Below are 19,921 nucleotides of genomic sequence, written 5' to 3'. Positions count from 1 at the left end.
TTGGTTAGTTATTTTTGTAAACACAAAGACTCACCACCACTAACGTCTCACGCGCACGCTCATGAAATCAACGACTTACACCCATAAGGTGAGGAAAAGTGTGCTTGAAGTGATGTTGATTGAGCGTCAAGGTGCTGTGTTTACCCCGTCAAGGTGAGATGAAGTGGACCCCAAGGTGAGGCGTCCAGGCAAGAATGGTGAGGAAATTTGTGTAGGTTGCGACGCAATGGTGAGGTTTCCTGTGTCCGCGCCTGCAAAAGGTGAGGTAGTTTGTGTTGACAGCTCACCTTGCAGCCGTTAAGGTACCGCTCGACACAATGAACTAGCGCCGGACACGGAGACGGAATGACGACAGCAGGGCAGGTGGCCACGTCGAGACAACTGGCGCTGGCCCTATTCGACGATGCGAATGCGCAGGGCTTGCCCGTCGACGCCGCCCGCTCGGACATCGGCTTTTCGCGCAAGAACGTCCTGATCCGCATCGTCGATCTTGGCGTGGCGGCTCGCCGCTTGATCGACGCGGCCTATTTCATCGTCGCGCAAGAAGAAAAGATTCACGACCTGTACGACGTCGAGCTCGACTATTTCAAGTGGCTCATGCGCTACTCGAGCCGGAACAACGCGCATCTGGAACAGGTGATCACCGAGGCGCAGAGGGCGCTCATCCAGGCGACCGCGGAAGCCGACGCCGATGGCTCCAAGCCGTTCGGCTCGGTTCAACTGATTGGACGCATCTCATACGTCGGCGGACGGTTTCAGTTCCGCGTTCCGCCCGATCTCATCGGAATCATTCGCGGTCCCGGGAAATCGCATTGGCTGAGCTTGCGCATCACTTCGCTTTTCACGCTCAGCTATGCGCGCGTGATGTACGACCATCTGCTTCCCTACGCGTCCGAGGGTATAACCGATTGGTTCACGCTCGACGAATTGCGTGCCTGGCAGGGGACGATGGGCGCAAAAGCGCAGGAATTCAAATACTTCAAGCGCGACTGGCTCGCTCCGGCGGTGGATCAAATTAATGAGGTATCCGATCTTTCCCTCTCGTATGAGACGCGCAATGAACCGGGTTCACGCAAGATCGGACGCATGCGATTTCGCGTCGAGCGCAAGGAAATAGCCGAGCGCCTGCTGCATACGCACGAGCACGCGCAGGCGCTGTATCTGACGCTGAAACAGGAAATCGGTCTGTCCAGCGCGCAGTTGAATCAGATCGCTTCCGACCGCGATACCTTCACCGACGAACGTCTGGAGCAGGCAATCGAGCGTACGCGTTTCAGCCTCAAGCTCGGCAAGGTGTCGAAGAGTCCGGCGGGCTTCTTCATGAAAGCGCTGAAGGAAGGCTGGATCGTCTCGGATGCGGAACGCCAGATGGTTCAGATTCAGGAGAATCTGGCGCTGACCGATCAACGCGACACCGAAGCGAAGCAACAGGCCGAGGCGCGTCGGGCATTGCAGGTCGCGGCACAGGATGTGAACGCTCAGAACCGGATCGTCGATGAAGTCCGTCGCGGCTGGGAGATGTACGAAGCCGCGACGCCGCGGCAGCGCGAAGACTGGCGGCGCACCTACAAGACGAGTCCGGCGGGAAAGCTGACGCTGCGCAGATTGGGCATCGATCCATCGAGCGAGCTCGTCGAAACCATCATTCAGAAATATCCCGATCTGAGAGACGGCTTCTCGGGCTACGTCTTCAACAAGTCGAAAAGCGCGAAGGGCAGGGACTGACCATTACGCAATCGCATCGATCGCAACTAACGGTCTTTAGCAACCGCGCCACCATTTGCTTCGCGATCCCCATGCCCGACGGCAAGAACGACATTGGGCATTCGCACTATCGGCTCGAGCCACGTTCCGCCCTGACGCTCTTCGGCTCCAGTTCGAGCGCGTCGAAATCGTGAATCCAGTCTTCGACCTGTCCGCGGATGCCGCGAAGGGCACGCGCAAACCGATATCGGCGATTTGAGCTAGTCTGTCCGACTCGATTCCAATCTTCACGAACCTCATGTCCCGCACTCTCCAAATCGACTTCGTCTCCGATATCGCGTGCCCGTGGTGCGCCGTCGGACTCTCTTCGCTGCAACGCGCGTTGGAGCGTCTCGGCGATACCGTCGATGCGCGCATCACCCTTCATCCCTTCGAGCTGAATCCGGACATGAGTCCGCAAGGCGAGCGCATCGTCGATTATCTCGGCCGCAAATATGGCCGCACGCCCGAACAGATCGGCGAGACGCAGGCGATGATCCGCGAGCGCGGCGCGCGCGAAGGCTTCGCGTTCGGCGAACGCAAGTGGGTCTACAACACGTTCGATGCTCATCGGCTGCTGCATTGGGCGCGCATCGAAGGCAAGCAACTGCCGCTCAAGCTCGCGCTGCTGCGCGCTTATCACGGTGACGGCAAGGATACGAGCGACCCCGACGTGCTGGTCGAAGCGGCTCGCAGCGCCGGGCTCGATGGCGACGAGGCGCGCACGGTGCTGCAAAGCGGTGCGTACGCCGACGAAGTCCGCGCCGAAGAGCGCGAGTTCCAGCAACTCGGCATTCAGTCCGTGCCGGCGATCATCTTCGACCAGAAGTATTTGGTGAGCGGCGGGCAGCCTTCCGAGGCGTTCGAGGAAGCGATCCGGAAGATCATCGACGGGACCGCCTGAAGCCGCCTGCTCATTCGGGCGTCCGCTGCTTCGCGAGAAAACGGTCGAGCTGCGCGGCGAAGTTCTTGCCGTCGCGCGGCGCGTACGGCGGCGGCCCGCCGGTCTGCACGCCGGAGCCGCGCAACTGATCCATCATCGCGCGGATCGACAGACGTTCCTCGATGTTCTCCGCGTTCATCCATTCGCCGCGCGGATCGAGCGCGAACGCGCCCTTTGCGATCACCGCCGCCGCGAGCGGAATGTCCGCCGTGATGACGAGATCGCCAGCCTGCGCCATCTCGACGATGCGCGCGTCGGCGACATCGAAACCGGCGGGCACCTGAATCGCGCGTATCCACGGCGAGGGCGGCGTGCGCAAAAACTGATTCGCGACGAGCGTCACGTGCACCTTCATGCGTGTGCCTGCGCGAAAGAGAATATCCTTCACGACGGCGGGGCAGGCGTCGGCATCGACGATGATTTGCATCCGTTGGCTTCCGATAAGTTATGTCGTGACGAACGAAAGTCGCATGCTCGACGGGCGCAGTGCCGAAACGCGCGCCCTATACTTTCCTCAACGCAAGTCCTCCAGGCGAACGGAGAATCACCGTGAGAACGAAGCTAGCAAGCATTGCTGTGTCATTCTTCCTGGGCGTGGCGGGCGCATCCGCGGCCTCGCTTTCCTATGCGCAGGATACCGGTTCGACCGCAACCGGCGCGACGCAAGCTGCGTCCATGACGAAAGCCGAGAAAAAAGCCGCACGAAAACAGGCGCGCGACAAGAAGAACGCCGAGCTGAAGAAACTCGAGGATGCGGGCTATAACCCCGGCCGCGCGAATGATCCTAACTATCCCCAGGACTTGCAGAACGCTCAGAAGAAAGCGGGGATCGGAGCGGGCGCCAGCCAGTAGCTTCCGACGCGACGTTCCGGCTCGCGAGACATAGAACGCAAAATCCATGACCCGGTTCGGCCGGGTCGGGCCGCGCGGCCGAACGTCGAACCATCGCTTCCGTGATTCCGCCGCGCCGCTCGCGCGTCCTGGCGGCTCGTCAGCCGGCTGCGTTTGTAGCCGCATCCCCTATCTGATCAAAAAACCCTCGCCAATTAGGGTTCGGGCCGCTTGTGCTCGGAATTTTCTCATCCAACACTGAAGTTCGATCCGATACGCCAGATGTCTGTCCGGTATATCGGACATAGACGAACTTTCGCGTTTCGCTCTGAGCCGGTTCTGGAACCGGTTCCTCCTAACCATCCTTCGAAAGGACCTGCTCATGAAACTCTCGAACATAGGCGTCAGAACCGTTTCGCTGTTCGTCATCGCCGGCGCGCTGGCGTTGGCCGCCTGCACCAAGGTTTCCACGCCGGCCGAAGGCGGCGGCGCAAACGCCGGGGCGGCGGCAGGTTCGTCGACGCTCCAGGCGGTTCTGCAGCGCGGGACGTTGCGGGTCGGCGACTGTCTGACGTTCGCGCCGTTCGGCTTCTACGACAAGGATGGTCAGCCCGACGGCTACGACGTCGATCTCGCCAAGGAACTCGCCAGGCAGATGGGTGTGAAGCTCGAAGTCGTGAACACGACGAGCGCGAACCGCATCCCGAACCTGCAGACGAGCAAGGTCGATGTCGTGTTCTGCAACTTCACGCGCAATCTGGAGCGCGCGAAGGTCATCGAATTCACGACGCCGTATGTCGTCGCGAGCGAGGCGCTGCTGGTCAAGAAGAGCAGCGGCATCAAGTCGGTTCAGGACATGGGCAACCGCACGATCGCGACCGTCAAGGGCTCGACCAACGGCGATGAAGTCCGCTCGCTGAACATCCCGATCAAGATCCAGGAATACGACAGCTCGCAGGCCGCGATTCTCGCCGTCAAGCAAGGCCAGGCCGACGCGATGATCGAGGACAACAACTTCCTCGCGTATCAGGCGAAGCTCGATCCCGAATTGACCGTCACGAACGAAGCACTCGTGCCGCTCGAATACAACGGCTTCGGCGTGAAGGCCGGCGATCAGGCGTGGCTCAACTATCTGAACCTGTTCCTCTTCAACATCAACGCGTCGAAGCTCAACGCGCAGCTCTACAAGAAGTGGTTCGGCACCGATCCGCATTTCCCGCTCAACCCGCAGTTCTGAGGATGAAGTGATGTCGATATCGCACGAGACCGGACGGATGCGGAGGCCGAGATGAACTACGAATGGCTGACCTTGTGGGGCTACGTCCCCGAGTTCCTGAAAGCCGGATGGCTGACGCTGCAGGTGACGCTTCTCGCGTTCGTGCTGTCGCTGGTGCTCGGCTTGCTGGCCGCGCTGGCGAGCCTGTCGCCGATGGCCGCGATCCGCTTCGTCGCGCGCGCGTATGTCGAAGTCATCCGCAATACGCCGGTTCTTTTGCAGATATTCATCGTGTTCTTCGGCTTGCCGTCGGCGGGCATTGCGCTCGATGCCTACTGGGCCGGCGTGATCGCGCTGGGCCTGAACGTCGGCGCGTATCTGTCGGAAGTGTTTCGCGCGGGCATTCAGTCGGTGCCGCGCGGACAGCTCGAAGCCGCGGGCATTCTCGGCCTCGAACGCGGGCAGATCTTCACCGAAATCGTCTTGCCGCAGGCCGCGCGCGCGGTCTATCCGGCGATCGTCAACTATCTGATCCAGCTATTGCTCGGCACGTCGCTGCTCTCCGCGATCGCGCTGCCCGAACTCACCGGCACCGCGACCGTCATCAATTCGCGCACGCTGCTCTACGTGCAGACGTTTTCGGTCGTGCTCGTCGCGTATCTCGTGCTGAGCAACGTGCTGTCGTGGATCGCGGGTCAGCTCGGCGCGCGCATGTTTCATCCGCCGCTCGTCGTCCGGCCGCGCGCACGCTTCGGCGGCCTCGCGTTGCGCCGCGCCAATCGCGCCTGATGCCCGAACCGGAGTCGGATCATGTCATTTGAACTGCTGAGAACCAGTCTGTCGATCCTGCTGCAAGGTCTCGTGACGACGCTTTTGCTGTCCGTCGCGTCGATCGTCGGCGGCACGCTGATCGGCCTTTTCGCCGCCGTGTTGCGATCGTTCGGACCGTGGGGCACGGACCGCATCGCGCGGCTTTATACCGAGCTCTTTCGCGGCACGCCCGTGCTCATCACGCTGATGTTCATCTACTTCGGCGTCTCGTATTTCGGCTATGCGATCGATGTTTTCGCCGCCGGCGTGCTCGGCCTGAGCGTTTATCAAGGCGCGTATATCGCCGAAGTTTTTCGCGCCGGGATCGAAGCGGTGCCGAAAGGCCAGTGGGAAGTCTCGCAGATTCTCGGTCTGTCGCGCACGCAGGCGTTCGCGTTCGTCGTGTTGCCGCAGACCGGCAGGATCGTGTTGCCGCCGCTCATCGGCCAATATCTTTCGCTTATCAAAGATACGTCGATCGTCAGCATGATCGGCATGTCGGAGCTGATGCACGGCGGCCAGGCGATCGTCGATCGCATCGGCAAGCCGGTCGAGATTTACGGACTCGTCGCACTCATTTATTTCGTCGTGTGCTTCCCGCTTTCGCAATGGGTGCGCCACCATGACCGCAGGAGACTGTCGTGAGCAATCAAAGTCAGACCAGGCCCATTATTTCGCTGTCGGGCGTCAGCAAAGCATTCGGCGCGACGCGCGTGCTCAACGAGATCAATCTCGACGTGCGCGCGGGCGAAGTGCTCGTGCTGATCGGCGCGTCGGGTTCGGGCAAAAGCACGGTGCTGCGCATCATGGCGGGGCTCGAAACGACGGATTCCGGCGAAGTATGGGTCAACGAAGTGCCGCTGCACGACCCGAAACGCGCGCGCGATATTCGCGGTCACGTCGGCATGGTGTTCCAGCAGTTCAATCTTTTTCCGCACAAGACCGCGCTCGGCAACGTCACGCTCGCGCTCATCAAGGCGCGCAAGATGAGTCCCGCCGATGCCCGCAAGCGCGCGATGGACGTGCTCGATCGCGTCGGGCTTGCCGACCGTGCGGATCATTATCCGAGCCAGTTGTCCGGCGGACAGCAGCAGCGCGTCGCGATTGCGCGGGCGCTCGCCGTCGAGCCGGGCATCATGTTCTTCGACGAAGCGACTTCGGCGCTCGATCCCGAACTCGTCGGCGAAGTGACCGAAGTGATGCGCGGACTCGCACGCGATGGCATGACGATGGTCGTCGTCACGCACGAGATGGGTTTCGCGCGCAAGACCGCCGATCGGGTCGTCTTCATGGACAAAGGCGTGATCGCGGAGCAGGGCGAGCCGGAGCAGATTTTCGTGAATCCATCCAACGAGCGGACGCGGCAGTTCCTGCATCGCGTGCTCGACCACTGACGCACACGGAGCGAATGAATGGCAGTCACGGAATCGTCGCGAGCGAGGGGAGTCGATCGGGTCATCGCCATGTTCCGGCAATTGCATCTCGCGCAGCGCCCGATGACGATGCGCGAGCTGATCGAAGCGACCGGCGCGCCGCGTTCGAGCATCTACGAGCTGGTCGCGATCCTGGCGGAAGTGGGCTGGCTCGAGACATCGGCCGATGGCAGCGTGTTCTTCGGACGCGAGATGCATTACTACGGCTCCGACTACGCGACGCACAACGACCTCATCAGCCGCGCGCATCAGTCGATACTCGCGCTCGTGCGCAAGTACGACGAGACCACGCAGTTGTGCATGCTCGAAGGAAACAAGTACACCGTGGTGCTGTCCGAAAACAGCGCGCGGCCGTTCAACATCAGCTCGGATATCGGCGTGCGCGTGCCGATTCCGTGGACGGCGACCGGACGCCTGCTGCTCGGCCACCTGAACGCCGATGAAATCCGCGCCCTGATTCCCGCCGAAGACTTCGCGCTCGACAACGGCGTGCGCATCGACTTCGATGAATTCATGCGCGATGTGCAAGCCGCGAAGAATCAGGGCTATTGCTGCACCGAAGGCTTGTCGAACGCGTTTCGCCTGTGCATGGCCGCGCCCGTGCGCGATCGCGCCGGACTGCCGATCGCGGCGCTGTGCTTCATGACGGGCCGCGACACCGATCCAGAGCGACGCCAGTCGATGCTCGACGACCTTCTGCAATCGGCGAAGGCGCTGTCGCATCGATAGCGCACATCACGCGAACGCACATGACGACGCCAGCCGCAGACGACGATCCGCTTCGACGCATCGCGCAACTCGAAGAAGAGAATGTCGCGCTAAGGGAAGTGAACGACATCTTGCGCAAGGCCGTCGCGTTCTATGCGCCGATGTTCGAGCGGGAGATGGCGTCGCAGCGTCAATCGACCGAAGACGCTTAGGTCGCCCAGCCGAGTCCGAGACTCTTCTGCAACGCGACGAAGTCCTTCAGCAGTTCGGCCTGCGCGGCGACCACGTCCTGCTGCGCGGCGAATTGCGTGCGCTGTGCGTCGAGCAGATCGATGAGCGTCGATACGCCCGCCGTATAACGTTGCCGCACGAGCGTGGCCGACCGCTCCGCCGACGCCTGTACCTGCTGCAGCCGCACGACATGCTCGCGCTGGTTGCCGTAACGCGACAGCGACGAATTCGCGTCCTTCAGCGCGCCGAGCACGGTCTTTTCGTAGCGCGCTTCGGCTTCGTCGCGCGCGGCTTTGGCGGCATCGACATTCGCCGCCGTGCGCCCGAAGTCGAACAGATTCCATTGCAGATACGGCACGCCGACCCACGAGAAATTCTGCTTGCGCAGCAGATGACTCGGCTCCGATGCGGAGAAACCGATATCGCCGAGCAGCGTCACCTTCGGAAAATAATCGGCAATATGCTCGCCGATCTGCGCATTGCTCGATGCGAGACGACGCTCGGCCGCGCGGATATCCGGACGCTGCTGGAGCATGGCCGCCGGATCGCCGATCGGCACCGACGACGGCAACGCGGGCAACGGCGCACGCGCGCCGAGTTCGGCATCGAGCGCGCCGGGCGCGCGGCCCGTCAGCACGGCGAGTTGATCCAGCGAATCGGTGATCTGCGTCTGCAAGGGCACGAGCGTCGCACGCGTCGTGTCGACTTGCGTCGTGAGCCGCTCGACATCGACTTCCGCCGCCGTGCCGCGCGCGCGCCGCTGCTCGGTGAGCGTCAGCATCTGCTGCTGATACTCGGCCGTGCGTTCCGCGAGCGCGAGACGTTCCTGCTGATCGCGCAAGTCGATGTACACCGACGCCACTTCCGCCGCGAGCGACACCTGCGCGTCCGAAAGATCGGCGTGCACGGCTTCGGCTTCGCCGGATGCCGCTTCGATCGCGCGGCGCGTGCCGCCGAAGAGATCGAGCTCCCACGAGGCATCGAAGCCGACGGTGTAGAAATCGACCGGACCGCGTCCCGTCGAACCCGACGAACCGTCATCGCCCGACGAACCGAAGATCGACGTATCCGGCGAGCGCATGCGCAACGCCGCCGCCGATCCCGACACTTTCGGCAACTCGTTGGCGCGCTGTCCGCGCAGTTGCGAACGCGACTGACGCAAGCGCGCCTGCGCCATCTTCAGATCGGGATTGTGGGCGAACGCGGCATCGATGAGCGCGTTCAGTTGCGGATCGTTGAGCGCTTGCCACCACGTCGCGGGCGCGTGCGTCGCGACGACGCCCTGCGCCGGCGCGCGCACGAAGGCGGCGCTTTTCGCGGCGTCGGGCGCGATTTCCGGCGCGCCGCGATAGTCGGGGCCGACCGTGCACGCGGCGAGCGCGAAAGCAGCGAGCGGAAGCAGGGCGGTCAGGCGAAGCGTGCGAGGGAACATCGTCGATGAATTCATGAATCAGTGGCCGGCAGAAGACATGTCGCCGGATTGGCCGCGCGGCGTCTTGAGCAAGAGTGCGAGCGGCAGACACGCGAGCAGCGCGATCGCCAGCACGTAGAAGGTTTCGGAGTAAGTCATGACGATCGCCTGCTGACCGATTTGCATCGACAACTGGCCGAGCGCCTGCATCTTCGCATGCGCCATGTCGCCGCCCTGCGCGAAAAAGCTGGCGGCGCTCGCGGCCATGCGTTCCTGACCGATGACGGAATTCGCCGTCAGCGATTCGCGGATCGATGCGGTGTGAAAGTCGTTGCGACGGTCGATCACGGTGCCGATGATCGCAAGCCCGACCGAACCGCCGAGATTGCGCGCCATGTTGTAGAGGCCGGCCGCATCGCCGGATTCTTCGCGCGAAACGGCGGCCATCGACGCCTGATTGAGCGGCATCATCGCGAGCATCTGGCCGAAGCCGCGCAAGATCTGCGACCAGAAGAAATCGTGGCCGACGCTTTGCGCGGTGAGCGAGATATCGAGCAGGCAGCTCGCGGCGAAGCACAGCAGGCCCGAGATGACGAGCACGCGAAAATCCACCTTGCCGAGCAGACGCGGCAGCACCGGCATGATGAGAAACGCGGGCACGCCCGACACGAGCATGATCGCGCCGGATTGCAGCGCGTTATAGCCCGCGACGACGCTCAGAAACTGCGGCAGCAGGAACGACACGCAATACAGCCCCGCGCCGACGGCGAACACGATCAGAATCACGCTCGCATAGCGCGGATTGCGCAGCAGCGACAGCCGCACGATTGGCTTCGTCGCGACGAATTGCGAGATCGCGATGAGCAGGAAGCCGAACGCCGTGACGCACGTGAGCATCACGATTTCATGCGATTCGAACCACTGATTGCGCTGGCCTTCTTCGAGCACGACGGTAAGCGAGCTCAGGCCGATGGCGAGTCCCGCTATGCCGATCCAGTCGGCCTTGAAGAACGATTCCCAATGCGACTTCTCCGCCGGCAAGCCGGTGATGAGCAATGCGACGAGCGCGAAGCCGACCGGCACGTTGACGAAGAAGCACCACGACCACGAGATGTTCTCCGCGAGCCAGCCGCCCAGCACGGGTCCGAGCAGCGGCCCGAGCAACACGATCAGGCCGAAGATCGTCATGCCGACGGGCATCTGCTCGCGCGGCAGCCGCGTGCGGATGATGGTCTGCGCGGTCGGAATCATCGCGCCGCCGGTGAAGCCCTGGCCGATGCGGCCCACGATCATCATCGACAGCGACGTCGAGAAGCCGCACATCACCGAGAACAGCGTGAAGAGCACCGCGTTGCCGAGCAGAAAATTGCGCAGCCCGAACACGCGCGTGAGCCACGCGGCGAGCGGGATCATCACGATTTCCGACATCAGATAGCCGGTGGAGATCCAGGTCCCTTCGGTGCCGGTCGCGCCGATTTCGCCTTGAATCTGCGGCAGCGCGGAGTTGGTGATGGAAATGTCGAGCGTGGCCATCAGCGCGCCGAGCGCGCCGGCCGTGACCGCGATCCAGTCGGTCGCGCTCGCGCGATGCGGATGCGCGGCGGCCTCAGTCATGGCGATTTTCCGCCGCGATGCGATGGCTGTCGTCGGTGGCGGTTTTGGTGTCGACATCGACCGTTACCGACAGGCCCGGCAGCAGCACCTTGCGCGTTTGCGGACCCGTATCGACGCGAATGCGCACCGGCACGCGCTGCACGATCTTCGTGAAGTTCCCGGTCGCGTTCTCCGGCGGCAGCAGCGCGAACTGCGCGCCGGTGCCGGGCGCGAAGCTTTCGACGACGCCGTGCAACTCGGTGCCCTTGAGTGCATCGACGTGCAGCGTCGCCGGCTGGCCGACGCGCATGCGCCCGACCTGCGTTTCCTTGAAGTTCGCTTCCAGATAGAGCGCCTCGACCGGCACGACCGTCATCAAGCGCGTGCCCGGCTGCACATACTGGCCGACGCGCACGGTGCGATCGCCGACGCGCCCCGCGACCGGGCTCACGAGCGTCGTGTCGCTCAGATCGAGCTTCGACTGATTCAGTTGCGCCTGCGCCGCTTCGACTTGCGCGCGCGCCTGCGCGATCTGCGCTTCGGTCGCGCCGATCTGCGTCGATGCCGAACGCGCGGCGGCGAGATTCGCGGCAAGCGTGGCGCGCGCCTGATCGCGCGTGGAGACGAGGCTCGCGAGACGCTCGGCGGTTTCGGCGCCCGTCGCGACGAGCGGACGATAACGGTTCACGTCGTCTTCCGCATGCGCGAGGCTTACGCGCGACACTTCGGCCTGCGCCTTCGCCTGATCGGCGTTGGCGTGCTGCTGCTTCAGCTCGGCTTCGGCGCGGTCGATGTCGGCGGCGCGCGCATCGAGCGCGGCCTTCGCCTGATCGAGCGAGGCCTGATACTGCCGCGTATCGAGCCGCGCGAGCGGCGCGCCGGCCTCGACCGCCTGATTGTCGGCGACGAGCACTTCGGTGATATAGCCGCTTACTTTCGGCGCGATGGTGACGCTGTCGGCCTTGAGATAGGCGTCGTCGGTGGTTTCGACGAAACGGCCGACCGTCCACCAGCGCACGCCCCATGCAATGCCGGCGACGACCGCGACGATGCCGATTGCGATCAGCAGGCGTTTGCGTGACGGTTTGCGTTCGACGGCGTCGGCGGGTTGGCCGCCGTGCGTGGGCGCTGTGACTGACATGTGTTCTCCGGGAGCTTTCGCGCCACCGCGCGGGTGCGGTAGCCTTCGATGAATGCGGGACGGCGAGGGCGTTGCGGCCAGAAATGACTACGATGTCACCGCGACGCGCTCGCCAAACTAGACGATGCCGTCTAGTATGCACGAATCTAGACGCGAGCGTCTAGTTTGACCTTGCTCGAGGAGAGACAATGAAGAAGGCTCGCGCCGACAATGAAAGCGAATTGCAGGATCCGGAGCGCGCCAGCACGGCTCGTTCGCCCTTGCAGGCGCGCGGGCGCGCGCGCATCGAGGCGGTGCTGGATGCGACCGCCGAGCTGATCGTCGAAAAGGGGTTGGAAGGCGTGACGATGCACGGCGTCGCGCGGCGTGCGCAAACGCCGATCGGCTCGATGTATCACTTCTTTCCGGATCGCGACGCGTTGCTCGCCGCGTTGTGGGACCGCCACGCGGCGGCGCTGCAGGAACTCGAAGACGAACTTGCGCGGGTCGACAGCGAGACCTGGCGGGCGTTGTCGGCGGAAGCGGTGATCGATCGGATCATGTCGCCGCATATCGAATATTTCGACCGCAAGACCGATCTCCTGATTCTGATGTCGGTCATGCCGCACGATGAAGCGAAGAAAAAGCGCAAGTCCAGCATGATGCGCAAGGTGATCGACGCGCGCATGCCCGGCGTGAAAGCGTCCGAGCGCGAACTGTACGTGGACATGCTGCACGCGCTCGCGAGCGGCGCGCTGGCCGTCAAGCTGCGTCCCGCAATGGGCGACGTGCAACTGGCGCGCCGTTATCTGCGCGAGGTCAAGCGGGCGCTCGCCGCGTATCTCGCCGCCGTGGAGGCGGCGGTGCTCAAATGATGGACGGGCCTTCCAGTCTCTATCGGCCATGATTCGTCGTATTTTGTCCGACGATTCGACGGAAACGGCCATGCGCCATATAGGGCGATTATCTTTTCATCGCAACAACGGCGCGGAAACGGGATAATGACTTGTCCAAAGAAAACATGCCGAGCACAAAAAGCAGGCTCCACGAATGACGAGGGTCGGTCGGGGTGCCTGCGCTCGGTTAAACACGGGTCATAAATGTCCAACAGTCCAGCCAGCATTCAAGGCGATTTTCTCAACGCGCTGCGCAAAGAACGCAAGCGGGTTTCCATTTATCTCGTTAATGGGATCAAGCTGACGGGCCATATCCAGTCGTTCGACACCTATATGGTCTATCTCAATTCGACGAGCGGAAACCAGGTTCTTTTCAAGCACGCGATTTCCACCATTTGCGAAGATCACGGCGCGCCCGGCCGGCCGAATCATCGCGAGAGCCGTGGTCCGGGCGACCGTCCGCCGCGTCCGCCGCGCAGCTAGTCCGGTCTCGCGCGCGAGTTGGCCCAAGCGACGCGCGCGTGAGCTTGCTCACGCGCGTCGACGGGCCGACTATCCGCGCGCCGCGATCGCGTGGCGCAATTCCTGATAGCCGCGCAATCCCGCCACGCCGAGCTCGCGGCCGATTCCGCTCAGTCCGAGTCCGCCCCAGCACGCCTGCGGGAAGATCAACTGCGGTGTGTTGATCCACACGAGGCCCGCGCGCAGCGCATCGCGAAAGCGCCGTGCGGCGTCTTCATCGCGCGTCACGACGGTTGCGACGAGCCCATAACGCGTGCCGTTGGCGAGCGCGATGGCTTCATCGTCGGTGCGGAACGACTTCACGCACGCGACCGGCCCGAACACTTCTTCCGTCCAAAGCACGTTGGCGGCATCCGGTTCGGCGACGACGACCGGCGCCATGAAAAAGCCGTCCGCGCAAGCGCCGTCGAGCGCGCCGCGGAACGCGATGCGCGCGCCGTCCGCCACGCCCTGCTCGACGAGCGCCTGCACGCGCGCACGCTGCGCATGCGATACGAGCGGGCCCATCGCGGCATTTTCGACGTGCGGCGGGGCAACGACGAGCGCGCGCACGGCCGCTTCGAGCGCGGCCACGAACTTGCGATAGACCTCGTCGTGAACGAGGATGCGCGACGTCGCCGAGCACATTTGCCCGGCGTTCGTGAACGCGCCGCCCATTGCGAGCGCGACCGCGTGCTCGATGTCCGCATCGGCGCGCACGATCAGCGCCGATTTCCCGCCGAGTTCGAGCGTCACGCGCTTCATGTCCTGCGCCGCCGTCTGCATCACCTTGCGGCCGACGCCCGTGCTGCCCGTGAACGAAATCTTGTCGATGAGCGGATGCGCCGCGAGCAGCGCGCCGACTTCGCCGCCGCCGTTCACGATATTCACGACGCCATCGGGCACGCCCGCCGCCGTCATGACTTCCGCGAGCAGATGCTCGACCGGCGACGTCAATTCCGACGGCTTCAGCACGGCCGTGCACCCCGCCGCGAGCGCGGGCGCGGCCTTCCACGCGGTTGTGACCATCGGGAAATTCCACGGCACGATCAGCGCGGCCACGCCGACCGCTTCGTAATGGCGCTCGCCCGTCACGGCGTCGTCGGGCAATGTCAGCGTCTCGGTCGCAAAAAGCGATGCGTCCGCGCACAGGTCCGCGTAGTAGTCGAACGTGGCGATGGCGTCGCTGACGTCGGTGTCGGCTTCGAGCGGAGGCTTGCCGCTGACTGCTTGCTGCATCGACGAAAGACGCGTGCGGTTCGCAGCGAGCGACTGCGCGATCTTGCGCAGCACCTCGCCGCGCGATGCGGGCGTGCGGTTGCGCCATGCATCGAGCGCGGCGTGCGCGGCACGCACGGCGGCATCGACTTGCGCGGCGTCGGCATGTTCCTGCCAGCCGATGACCGCGCCCGTCGACGCGTTGTGGATCGCGTTGCCCGCTTCCAGAACCGATGCTCCATAGCGCGTGCCCGCGATCGTCGCGGCGGGCAGAAGAATCGAGTGATTGTCGCGGATATTCATGATCGTCCTCGATGGTTCAACGGTACGCGACGCCCGGCATCACGCAGAGCATCTCGAATGCGAGATTCGCGCCGACGAGCGCCGTCGTTCCGGCCTGATCGTAAGGCGGCGAGACCTCGACGAGATCCGCGCCCACGACATTCAGGCCCTTCATGCCGCGCACGATTTCAAGGCCTTGCTGCACGGAAAGGCCGCCGATTTCCGGCGTGCCGGTGCCGGGTGCAAACGAGGGATCGAGCCCGTCGATATCGAAGCTCAGATACACCGGTGCGTCGCCCACGCGCGCGCGGACTTCTTCCATCAACGGCGCGAGCGACCGGTTCCAGCACGCTTCGGCCTGCACGACGGTGAAGCCCTGCTTGCGGCACCAGTCGAAGTCGTCGGCGTGATAGCCCGTGCCGCGCAGACCGATTTGCGTGACCTGATCGCAGCGAAGCAGGCCGTCCTCGACCGCGCGTCGAAACGGCGTGCCGTGCGCGATCTTCTCGCCGAACATCGTGTCGTTGACGTCCGCGTGCGCATCGACGTGCACGACCGCGACCTTGCCGTACTTCTTGTGCAGCGCGCGCAGGATCGGCCACGCGATCGTGTGATCGCCGCCGAGCGTGATCGGGCGACAGCCGCTCGCGACGATCTCGTCGTATGCCGATTCGATCAGCCGCATCGAATCCTTCAGGTCGTAGGGATTCGTCGCGACGTCGCCGATATCGGCCACTTGCAGCGAATCGAAGGGCGCGGCGCGCGTCGCCATGTTGTACGGACGCAGCAGCACCGATTCCGCGCGGATCTGGCGCGGCCCGAAGCGCGCGCCCGAACGGTTCGACGTGCCGATATCGAGCGGCACGCCGACGAAACACGCGTCGAGACCAACGGTGCTCGCCGCCTGCGGCAGCCGCATCATGGTCGCGATGCCGGCGAAGCGCGGCATGTCGTTGCCGCCGAGCGGCTGATTGAGTTCGCGCTGCATCGATACATCTCCCGTCATCGTTGTAAGGACGGGGCGATGTTAGGCGAGGCGAGCGCCGCGCGAATCACGAAATGGAGATGTTCACATCGAGCCGGTTCGATGTGAACGCGGCTTCAGGTGGCGTGCAGACGAGGATGCTCCTGCCCCCACGCGATCAGATCGCGCTTGGTCCGCACGCCGAGCTTCGCGAACGCGCGCTTCACATACGACTCGGCCGTACCGATTCGCACACCGATGATTTCCGCCGCTTCGGGCACCGTGCGGCCCGTGATCAGATGCGTGCAGATCTCGTATTCGCGCTTCGACAGACGCACGCGATCCTCGGCGATGCGCGCATCGAACTGAGCGAGCGGATGCAGGAACGACGTCGGATGCGCGACGCGTTTCGCGGCGCTCGTCGAAGCATGCAGCTCCAGCAGCGGAAACAGGAACTCGCTCACGTTGCGAAAGCGGTTCATCTCGGCGAGCGTGAACGGCGGCGCATCGAGCGCGCGTTCGAGCGCGATGGAATCCTGCGCGTGCGGCGTGCCGCGCGCGAGCACGCATTCGTGCGCGATCGACGCTTCGTCGAAGAGCCGCTGACGGAATTCGCCCGGCGGAATCGCGCCGATATCGCGCACGACGAGCATCGTCCCGACCTTGCCGCGAATGCCCGCGAAGAGCGGATCGCTGTCGTAGAAGCGGTCGTAGTACAGCGTCATGACATCGGAGATGACGCTCGTGTCCATGCCGACGCCGCTGCTGCCGATCCACTCGCAGCGAAACCCCGTGGGCTTGCTGCGATCGACGCGCGAACGTTCGATGTGCACGACATTGAGCGGCACGACTTCATTGAGAAGCAGCGTGAGACGCGGCACGAAATCCGGCGTGCCGACAGCTTCGATGACTTTGCCGAGCGTCTTGAAAGACAGCGGAAACGCGGCTTGATCCTGATTGAGCGGGGGTACGTTGAGCAGCATGGCGCGCCCCAAAGAAAAGGCTGTCCGATTGTAGATCAAGCGCCGTATCGCCCGCCAGACGGGGATTTCGAGGTAACTAGGTATTTACCCGCAGATCGCTGAAACGCGGCTTGTCCCCCCTGCGGGGGGGCATACCGGGGCATGTCGACCCGGTAACTTTGGCGCACCGATTCATTGAAAACGACGCACCGAAGGAAACACATGAGCAAGCTGATTCAGGACATCGCGCCGCTGGGCGCTGGCATCGGGCAATTCACGCAACTCGATTACGGCATGGACGAAAGCGACTGGCGCGCGGCCGAAGGCAAGACCGGCAACTACGTGATCGGCTGGTGGGAAGGCAAGGTCGGCGCCGTCGATTTCCCCGCGACCACCGCCGACGAAGCCGTCTGGCTTGTCGAAGGCCGCATCGCGCTGACCGATATGAACGGCGCGCGCCGCGAGTTCGCGGCGGGCGAGGGCTATCTGCTGCCGGCCGGTTTCGCGGGCCGCTGGGAAACGATCGAGGACGCGAAGAAGTTCTACGTCGTGCTCGAACCGCAGCAATAACGTCGCGCACCGCGCCCGAGGAGGGGACACGTCATGAACGAAAGCGCGCAACTGTTCGAAGCCGACTTCGCCGCACCCGGCGCATCGCGCGATGTGCGCCGCAAGCCGGCCCGACTGACCGTCGAAGAAGCGCTCGCCCGCACGAAGCTCTCTCCCTACTGGCTCGACAATCCCGCCGAGCCGCCCGCCGAACCGTCGCTCGCGGGCGAAACACGCGCCGATCTGCTGATCGTCGGCGGCGGCTTCACCGGCTTGTGGGCCGCCGTGCAGGCGAAAGAGCAGATGCCCGAACTCGACGTCGTGCTGATCGAAGCAGGACGGGTCGCGCACGGCGCATCGGGGCGCGCGGGCGGCATCATCTCGACATCGGTGATGCACGGCCTGCCCAACGCCGTGCGGGTCTTTCCGAACGATATCGCCGAGCTCGAAGCCTTCGGCCAGCGCAATCTCGACGGCTTCGAAGAGACGCTCGAACGCTACGGCATCGACGCCGATATCGAATGGAACGGCGAGATGACGGTCGCCGTCGATCCCGAGCATATCGACCATCTGCGTGCCGATTACGATCTGCACAGATCGTATGGCCACGACGTCACGCTGCTCGACGCCGCGGCCACGCGCGAACAACTGGATTCGCCGCTGTTCGCGGGCGCGCTGTGGTCGCGCAATCGCAGCGGCATCGTGCATCCGGCGAAGCTCGCGTGGGGTTTGAAACGCGCGGCGCTCGAACTCGGCGTGCGGCTTTACGAGCACAGTCCGCTGATCGACGTGATCGACGAAGGCGCGACCGTCTTCGTGACGACGCCCGCGGGCAGCGTGCGCGCGCCGCGCGTGCTGTTGGGCAGCGGCACCGCGAAAGTCGGCATTCCGGATATCAACCGGCGCGTCCTGCAAGTGCGCGATCACGTACTCGCGACCGAGCCGCTCACCGGCGAGCAACTTGCGCGCATCGGCTGGAGGCAGCGTCAGGGCATTTACGACACGCGCACGCAGCTCAACTATTTCCGCCTCACGAAGAACAACAACATCATCTTCGGCGGCCTCGTGAGTTATCACTTCGATGGCGATCCGAATCCGCCGCGCGATCGGCAGCGCGACACGTACTACCGTCTCGCGGAGGCGTTCTACAAGACGTTCCCGCAACTGAGCGACGTGCGTTTCTCGCACGCGTGGGGCGGTCCGATCGACTACTGCTCGCGCGGATCGGTATTCGCGAAGCGCTATCTCGGCGACAAGGCCGTGTTCGTCGCGGGCTACACCGGCTTCGGCGTGGCCGCGAGCCGCTTCGGCGCGTTCATGGGCCTGAACATCCTTTTCGATCGCGACAGTCCCGAGCGCGCGCTCGACATCGCCAATCGAAGCCCGACCTACATTCCGCCCGAGCCGGTGCGATGGCTCGCCGCGAAAGTCACGTTCCACGCATTCGACGGCGCCGATGCCGAGGGCGGCTGGAAGCGCGCGTGGATCAAGGGCATCAAGGCGATGGGCTTCCCGATGTGAGCGCGACGACATGTTCTCCAATACATCCGATCTCGACCTTCGCCTCGTGCGCGTCTTCCTCGCGGTCGTCGACGCGCGCGGCATCACCGCCGCGCAAGCGTCGCTCGGCGTGCGCCAGTCGACCATCAGCTCGCAGCTTTCCGCGCTCGAGGCGCGCGTCGGCTTCAGGCTGTGCGAACGCGGACGCGGCGGCTTTCGGCTGACGTCCAAAGGCGAGCGTTTCGTGATGTCGGCGCGGGCGCTGATCGGCGCGACATCGCAATTCGTCGCGCAGGTGCGCGACATCGATCGCAAGCTGGTCGGCACGCTGTCGATCGGGTTGATCGGACAGGCATCGCATGTCGAGAACGCGCGGCTCGCGGAAGCTATCGGCGCATTTCGCAAGCGCGATCAGGCCGTGCGTTTCGCGATGCACGTCGCGCCGCCGCAGGAACTCGAAGAAAGCCTCGTCAATCGCGAACTCGATCTGGCGATCGGCTATTTCTGGCATCGCGTCGCGGGGCTGTCGTACAGCAGGCTGTTCAACGAGCGGCAAGTGATCTGCTGCGGGCGCGGACATCCGCTCTTTCATGCGGACCCGCTCGTGACGCTCGACGATCTGCGCGCGCACGACTGGATCTGGCGCAGCTATCCGGTGCCGGAAGAACTCGCGAGCATCGGCGAGCGGCGCGTGACGGCGATCGCGGACAGCATCGACGCGGCCACCGTGCTGATCCTGTCGGGCAGTCATATCGGCTATTTGCCCGCGCATCACGCGGACGCCTTCGAGCAGCGCGGACTGATCCGCGTGCTGGGACGCACCGCGTTCGGCTTCGACGTGCCGCTGCATCTCGCGATGAAGCGCGACATGGCCGACAAAGCCATCGTTCGAGCCTTCTGTGAAGACCTTTTCGGCGTCTATGGCGCGCGCGAGATTCATCACGATGAGCCTGAACGCGCGGTAGCAACGTGCCCGATGTGAACGCCTTGACGACGCCTTGATGACGCAT

Annotated in this window: 21 protein-coding genes; 14 read left to right on the top strand and 7 right to left on the bottom strand. The window is 63.9% G+C overall.

Annotated features, from left to right (window positions below; all coding sequences use genetic code 11):
- Nucleotides 1-345: 345 nt before the first annotated feature.
- Together NCS03_RS29635 and NCS03_RS29630 are read left to right on the top strand one after the other, a co-directional pair.
- Nucleotides 346-1,725: a replication initiation protein gene (locus NCS03_RS29635; RefSeq protein ID WP_250530384.1), complete on the top strand. Its 1,380-nt coding sequence runs from the start codon at nucleotides 346-348 to the stop codon at nucleotides 1,723-1,725.
- A 277-nt stretch (nucleotides 1,726-2,002) separates the two neighbouring features.
- Nucleotides 2,003-2,647 carry a DsbA family oxidoreductase gene (locus tag NCS03_RS29630; protein ID WP_250530383.1) on the top strand — a complete coding sequence of 215 codons (645 nt, stop codon included), beginning with the start codon at nucleotides 2,003-2,005 and terminating at the stop codon, nucleotides 2,645-2,647.
- A gap of 10 nt (nucleotides 2,648-2,657) precedes the next feature.
- On the opposite strand, the gene NCS03_RS29625 is transcribed toward NCS03_RS29630, so the two are convergent.
- Nucleotides 2,658-3,113, bottom strand: a complete 456-nt coding sequence (locus NCS03_RS29625; protein WP_250442147.1) for a YaiI/YqxD family protein — start codon at nucleotides 3,111-3,113, stop codon at nucleotides 2,658-2,660.
- Nucleotides 3,114-3,229: 116 nt separating this feature from the next.
- Between NCS03_RS29625 and NCS03_RS29620 the strand changes: the two genes are divergently transcribed.
- The 7 genes from NCS03_RS29620 (at nucleotide 3,230) to NCS03_RS29590 (ending at nucleotide 7,896) form a co-directional block, all read left to right on the top strand.
- Nucleotides 3,230-3,538: a hypothetical protein gene (locus NCS03_RS29620; protein WP_372492612.1), complete on the top strand. Its 309-nt coding sequence runs from the start codon at nucleotides 3,230-3,232 to the stop codon at nucleotides 3,536-3,538.
- A 361-nt stretch (nucleotides 3,539-3,899) separates the two neighbouring features.
- A complete protein-coding gene (locus tag NCS03_RS29615) occupies nucleotides 3,900-4,754 on the top strand; it encodes an ABC transporter substrate-binding protein (RefSeq protein WP_008345319.1) in 855 nt (284 codons plus the stop codon).
- A gap of 51 nt (nucleotides 4,755-4,805) precedes the next feature.
- Nucleotides 4,806-5,522, top strand: a complete 717-nt coding sequence (locus NCS03_RS29610) for an amino acid ABC transporter permease (protein ID WP_008345320.1) — start codon at nucleotides 4,806-4,808, stop codon at nucleotides 5,520-5,522.
- A gap of 21 nt (nucleotides 5,523-5,543) precedes the next feature.
- Nucleotides 5,544-6,188, top strand: coding sequence for an amino acid ABC transporter permease (locus NCS03_RS29605; RefSeq protein ID WP_250520479.1), 645 nt, complete (start codon nucleotides 5,544-5,546; stop codon nucleotides 6,186-6,188).
- Complete coding sequence (locus tag NCS03_RS29600; protein ID WP_008345322.1) at nucleotides 6,185-6,937, top strand: amino acid ABC transporter ATP-binding protein; 753 nt, start codon at nucleotides 6,185-6,187, stop codon at nucleotides 6,935-6,937. The genes NCS03_RS29605 and NCS03_RS29600 overlap by 4 nt, the downstream gene beginning before the upstream one ends.
- Nucleotides 6,938-6,955: 18 nt before the next feature.
- Nucleotides 6,956-7,705, top strand: coding sequence for an IclR family transcriptional regulator (locus NCS03_RS29595; RefSeq protein WP_008345323.1), 750 nt, complete (start codon nucleotides 6,956-6,958; stop codon nucleotides 7,703-7,705).
- Nucleotides 7,706-7,725: 20 nt separating this feature from the next.
- A complete protein-coding gene (locus NCS03_RS29590; protein WP_008345324.1) occupies nucleotides 7,726-7,896 on the top strand; it encodes a hypothetical protein in 171 nt (56 codons plus the stop codon).
- Here the strand turns inward: NCS03_RS29590 and NCS03_RS29585 are convergent.
- The 3 genes from NCS03_RS29585 to NCS03_RS29575 are packed head-to-tail and all read right to left on the bottom strand — an operon-like array spanning nucleotide 7,893 to nucleotide 12,060.
- A complete protein-coding gene (locus NCS03_RS29585; protein ID WP_372492611.1) occupies nucleotides 7,893-9,362 on the bottom strand; it encodes an efflux transporter outer membrane subunit in 1,470 nt (489 codons plus the stop codon). The genes NCS03_RS29590 and NCS03_RS29585 overlap by 4 nt on opposite strands.
- Nucleotides 9,363-9,365: 3 nt before the next feature.
- On the bottom strand, nucleotides 9,366-10,940 hold the full coding sequence (locus NCS03_RS29580) for an MDR family MFS transporter (RefSeq protein WP_250442145.1): 1,575 nt from the start codon (nucleotides 10,938-10,940) through the stop codon (nucleotides 9,366-9,368).
- Nucleotides 10,933-12,060: an HlyD family secretion protein gene (locus NCS03_RS29575; protein WP_008345327.1), complete on the bottom strand. Its 1,128-nt coding sequence runs from the start codon at nucleotides 12,058-12,060 to the stop codon at nucleotides 10,933-10,935. Before NCS03_RS29575 ends, NCS03_RS29580 begins: the two co-directional genes overlap by 8 nt.
- 188 nt (nucleotides 12,061-12,248) lie before the next feature.
- On the opposite strand from NCS03_RS29575, the gene NCS03_RS29570 reads away from it, so the two are divergent.
- Both NCS03_RS29570 and hfq read left to right on the top strand, forming a co-directional pair.
- Nucleotides 12,249-12,914: a TetR/AcrR family transcriptional regulator gene (locus NCS03_RS29570; protein ID WP_008345328.1), complete on the top strand. Its 666-nt coding sequence runs from the start codon at nucleotides 12,249-12,251 to the stop codon at nucleotides 12,912-12,914.
- Nucleotides 12,915-13,139: 225 nt separating this feature from the next.
- Nucleotides 13,140-13,418 carry an RNA chaperone Hfq gene (gene hfq / locus NCS03_RS29565; protein ID WP_008345329.1) on the top strand — a complete coding sequence of 93 codons (279 nt, stop codon included), beginning with the start codon at nucleotides 13,140-13,142 and terminating at the stop codon, nucleotides 13,416-13,418.
- A 69-nt stretch (nucleotides 13,419-13,487) separates the two neighbouring features.
- On the opposite strand, the gene NCS03_RS29560 is transcribed toward hfq, so the two are convergent.
- From NCS03_RS29560 to NCS03_RS29550, 3 genes are all read right to left on the bottom strand, one after another.
- Nucleotides 13,488-14,957, bottom strand: a complete 1,470-nt coding sequence (locus tag NCS03_RS29560; RefSeq protein ID WP_250530382.1) for an aldehyde dehydrogenase family protein — start codon at nucleotides 14,955-14,957, stop codon at nucleotides 13,488-13,490.
- 16 nt (nucleotides 14,958-14,973) lie between these two features.
- Complete coding sequence (gene speB / locus NCS03_RS29555; RefSeq protein WP_175982400.1) at nucleotides 14,974-15,924, bottom strand: agmatinase; 951 nt, start codon at nucleotides 15,922-15,924, stop codon at nucleotides 14,974-14,976.
- A gap of 113 nt (nucleotides 15,925-16,037) precedes the next feature.
- On the bottom strand, nucleotides 16,038-16,883 hold the full coding sequence (locus tag NCS03_RS29550; RefSeq protein ID WP_008345332.1) for a helix-turn-helix transcriptional regulator: 846 nt from the start codon (nucleotides 16,881-16,883) through the stop codon (nucleotides 16,038-16,040).
- Nucleotides 16,884-17,084: 201 nt separating this feature from the next.
- Between NCS03_RS29550 and NCS03_RS29545 the strand changes: the two genes are divergently transcribed.
- Genes NCS03_RS29545 through NCS03_RS29535 form a run of 3 tightly spaced genes read left to right on the top strand, consistent with a single transcriptional unit; the run spans nucleotide 17,085 to nucleotide 19,893 of the window.
- Complete coding sequence (locus tag NCS03_RS29545) at nucleotides 17,085-17,432, top strand: cupin domain-containing protein (protein ID WP_008345333.1); 348 nt, start codon at nucleotides 17,085-17,087, stop codon at nucleotides 17,430-17,432.
- Nucleotides 17,433-17,465: 33 nt separating this feature from the next.
- Nucleotides 17,466-18,932, top strand: a complete 1,467-nt coding sequence (locus NCS03_RS29540; RefSeq protein WP_250504399.1) for an NAD(P)/FAD-dependent oxidoreductase — start codon at nucleotides 17,466-17,468, stop codon at nucleotides 18,930-18,932.
- A gap of 10 nt (nucleotides 18,933-18,942) precedes the next feature.
- Nucleotides 18,943-19,893 carry a LysR family transcriptional regulator gene (locus tag NCS03_RS29535; RefSeq protein ID WP_250530381.1) on the top strand — a complete coding sequence of 317 codons (951 nt, stop codon included), beginning with the start codon at nucleotides 18,943-18,945 and terminating at the stop codon, nucleotides 19,891-19,893.
- The last annotated feature ends 28 nt before the right edge of the window (nucleotides 19,894-19,921 follow it).

Origin of the sequence: Caballeronia sp. ATUFL_F1_KS4A (genome assembly GCF_023630905.1) — a bacterium.
Taxonomy (GTDB): Bacteria; Pseudomonadota; Gammaproteobacteria; order Burkholderiales; family Burkholderiaceae; genus Caballeronia; species Caballeronia zhejiangensis.
This window is presented reverse-complemented; position numbering and strand designations above follow the sequence as displayed.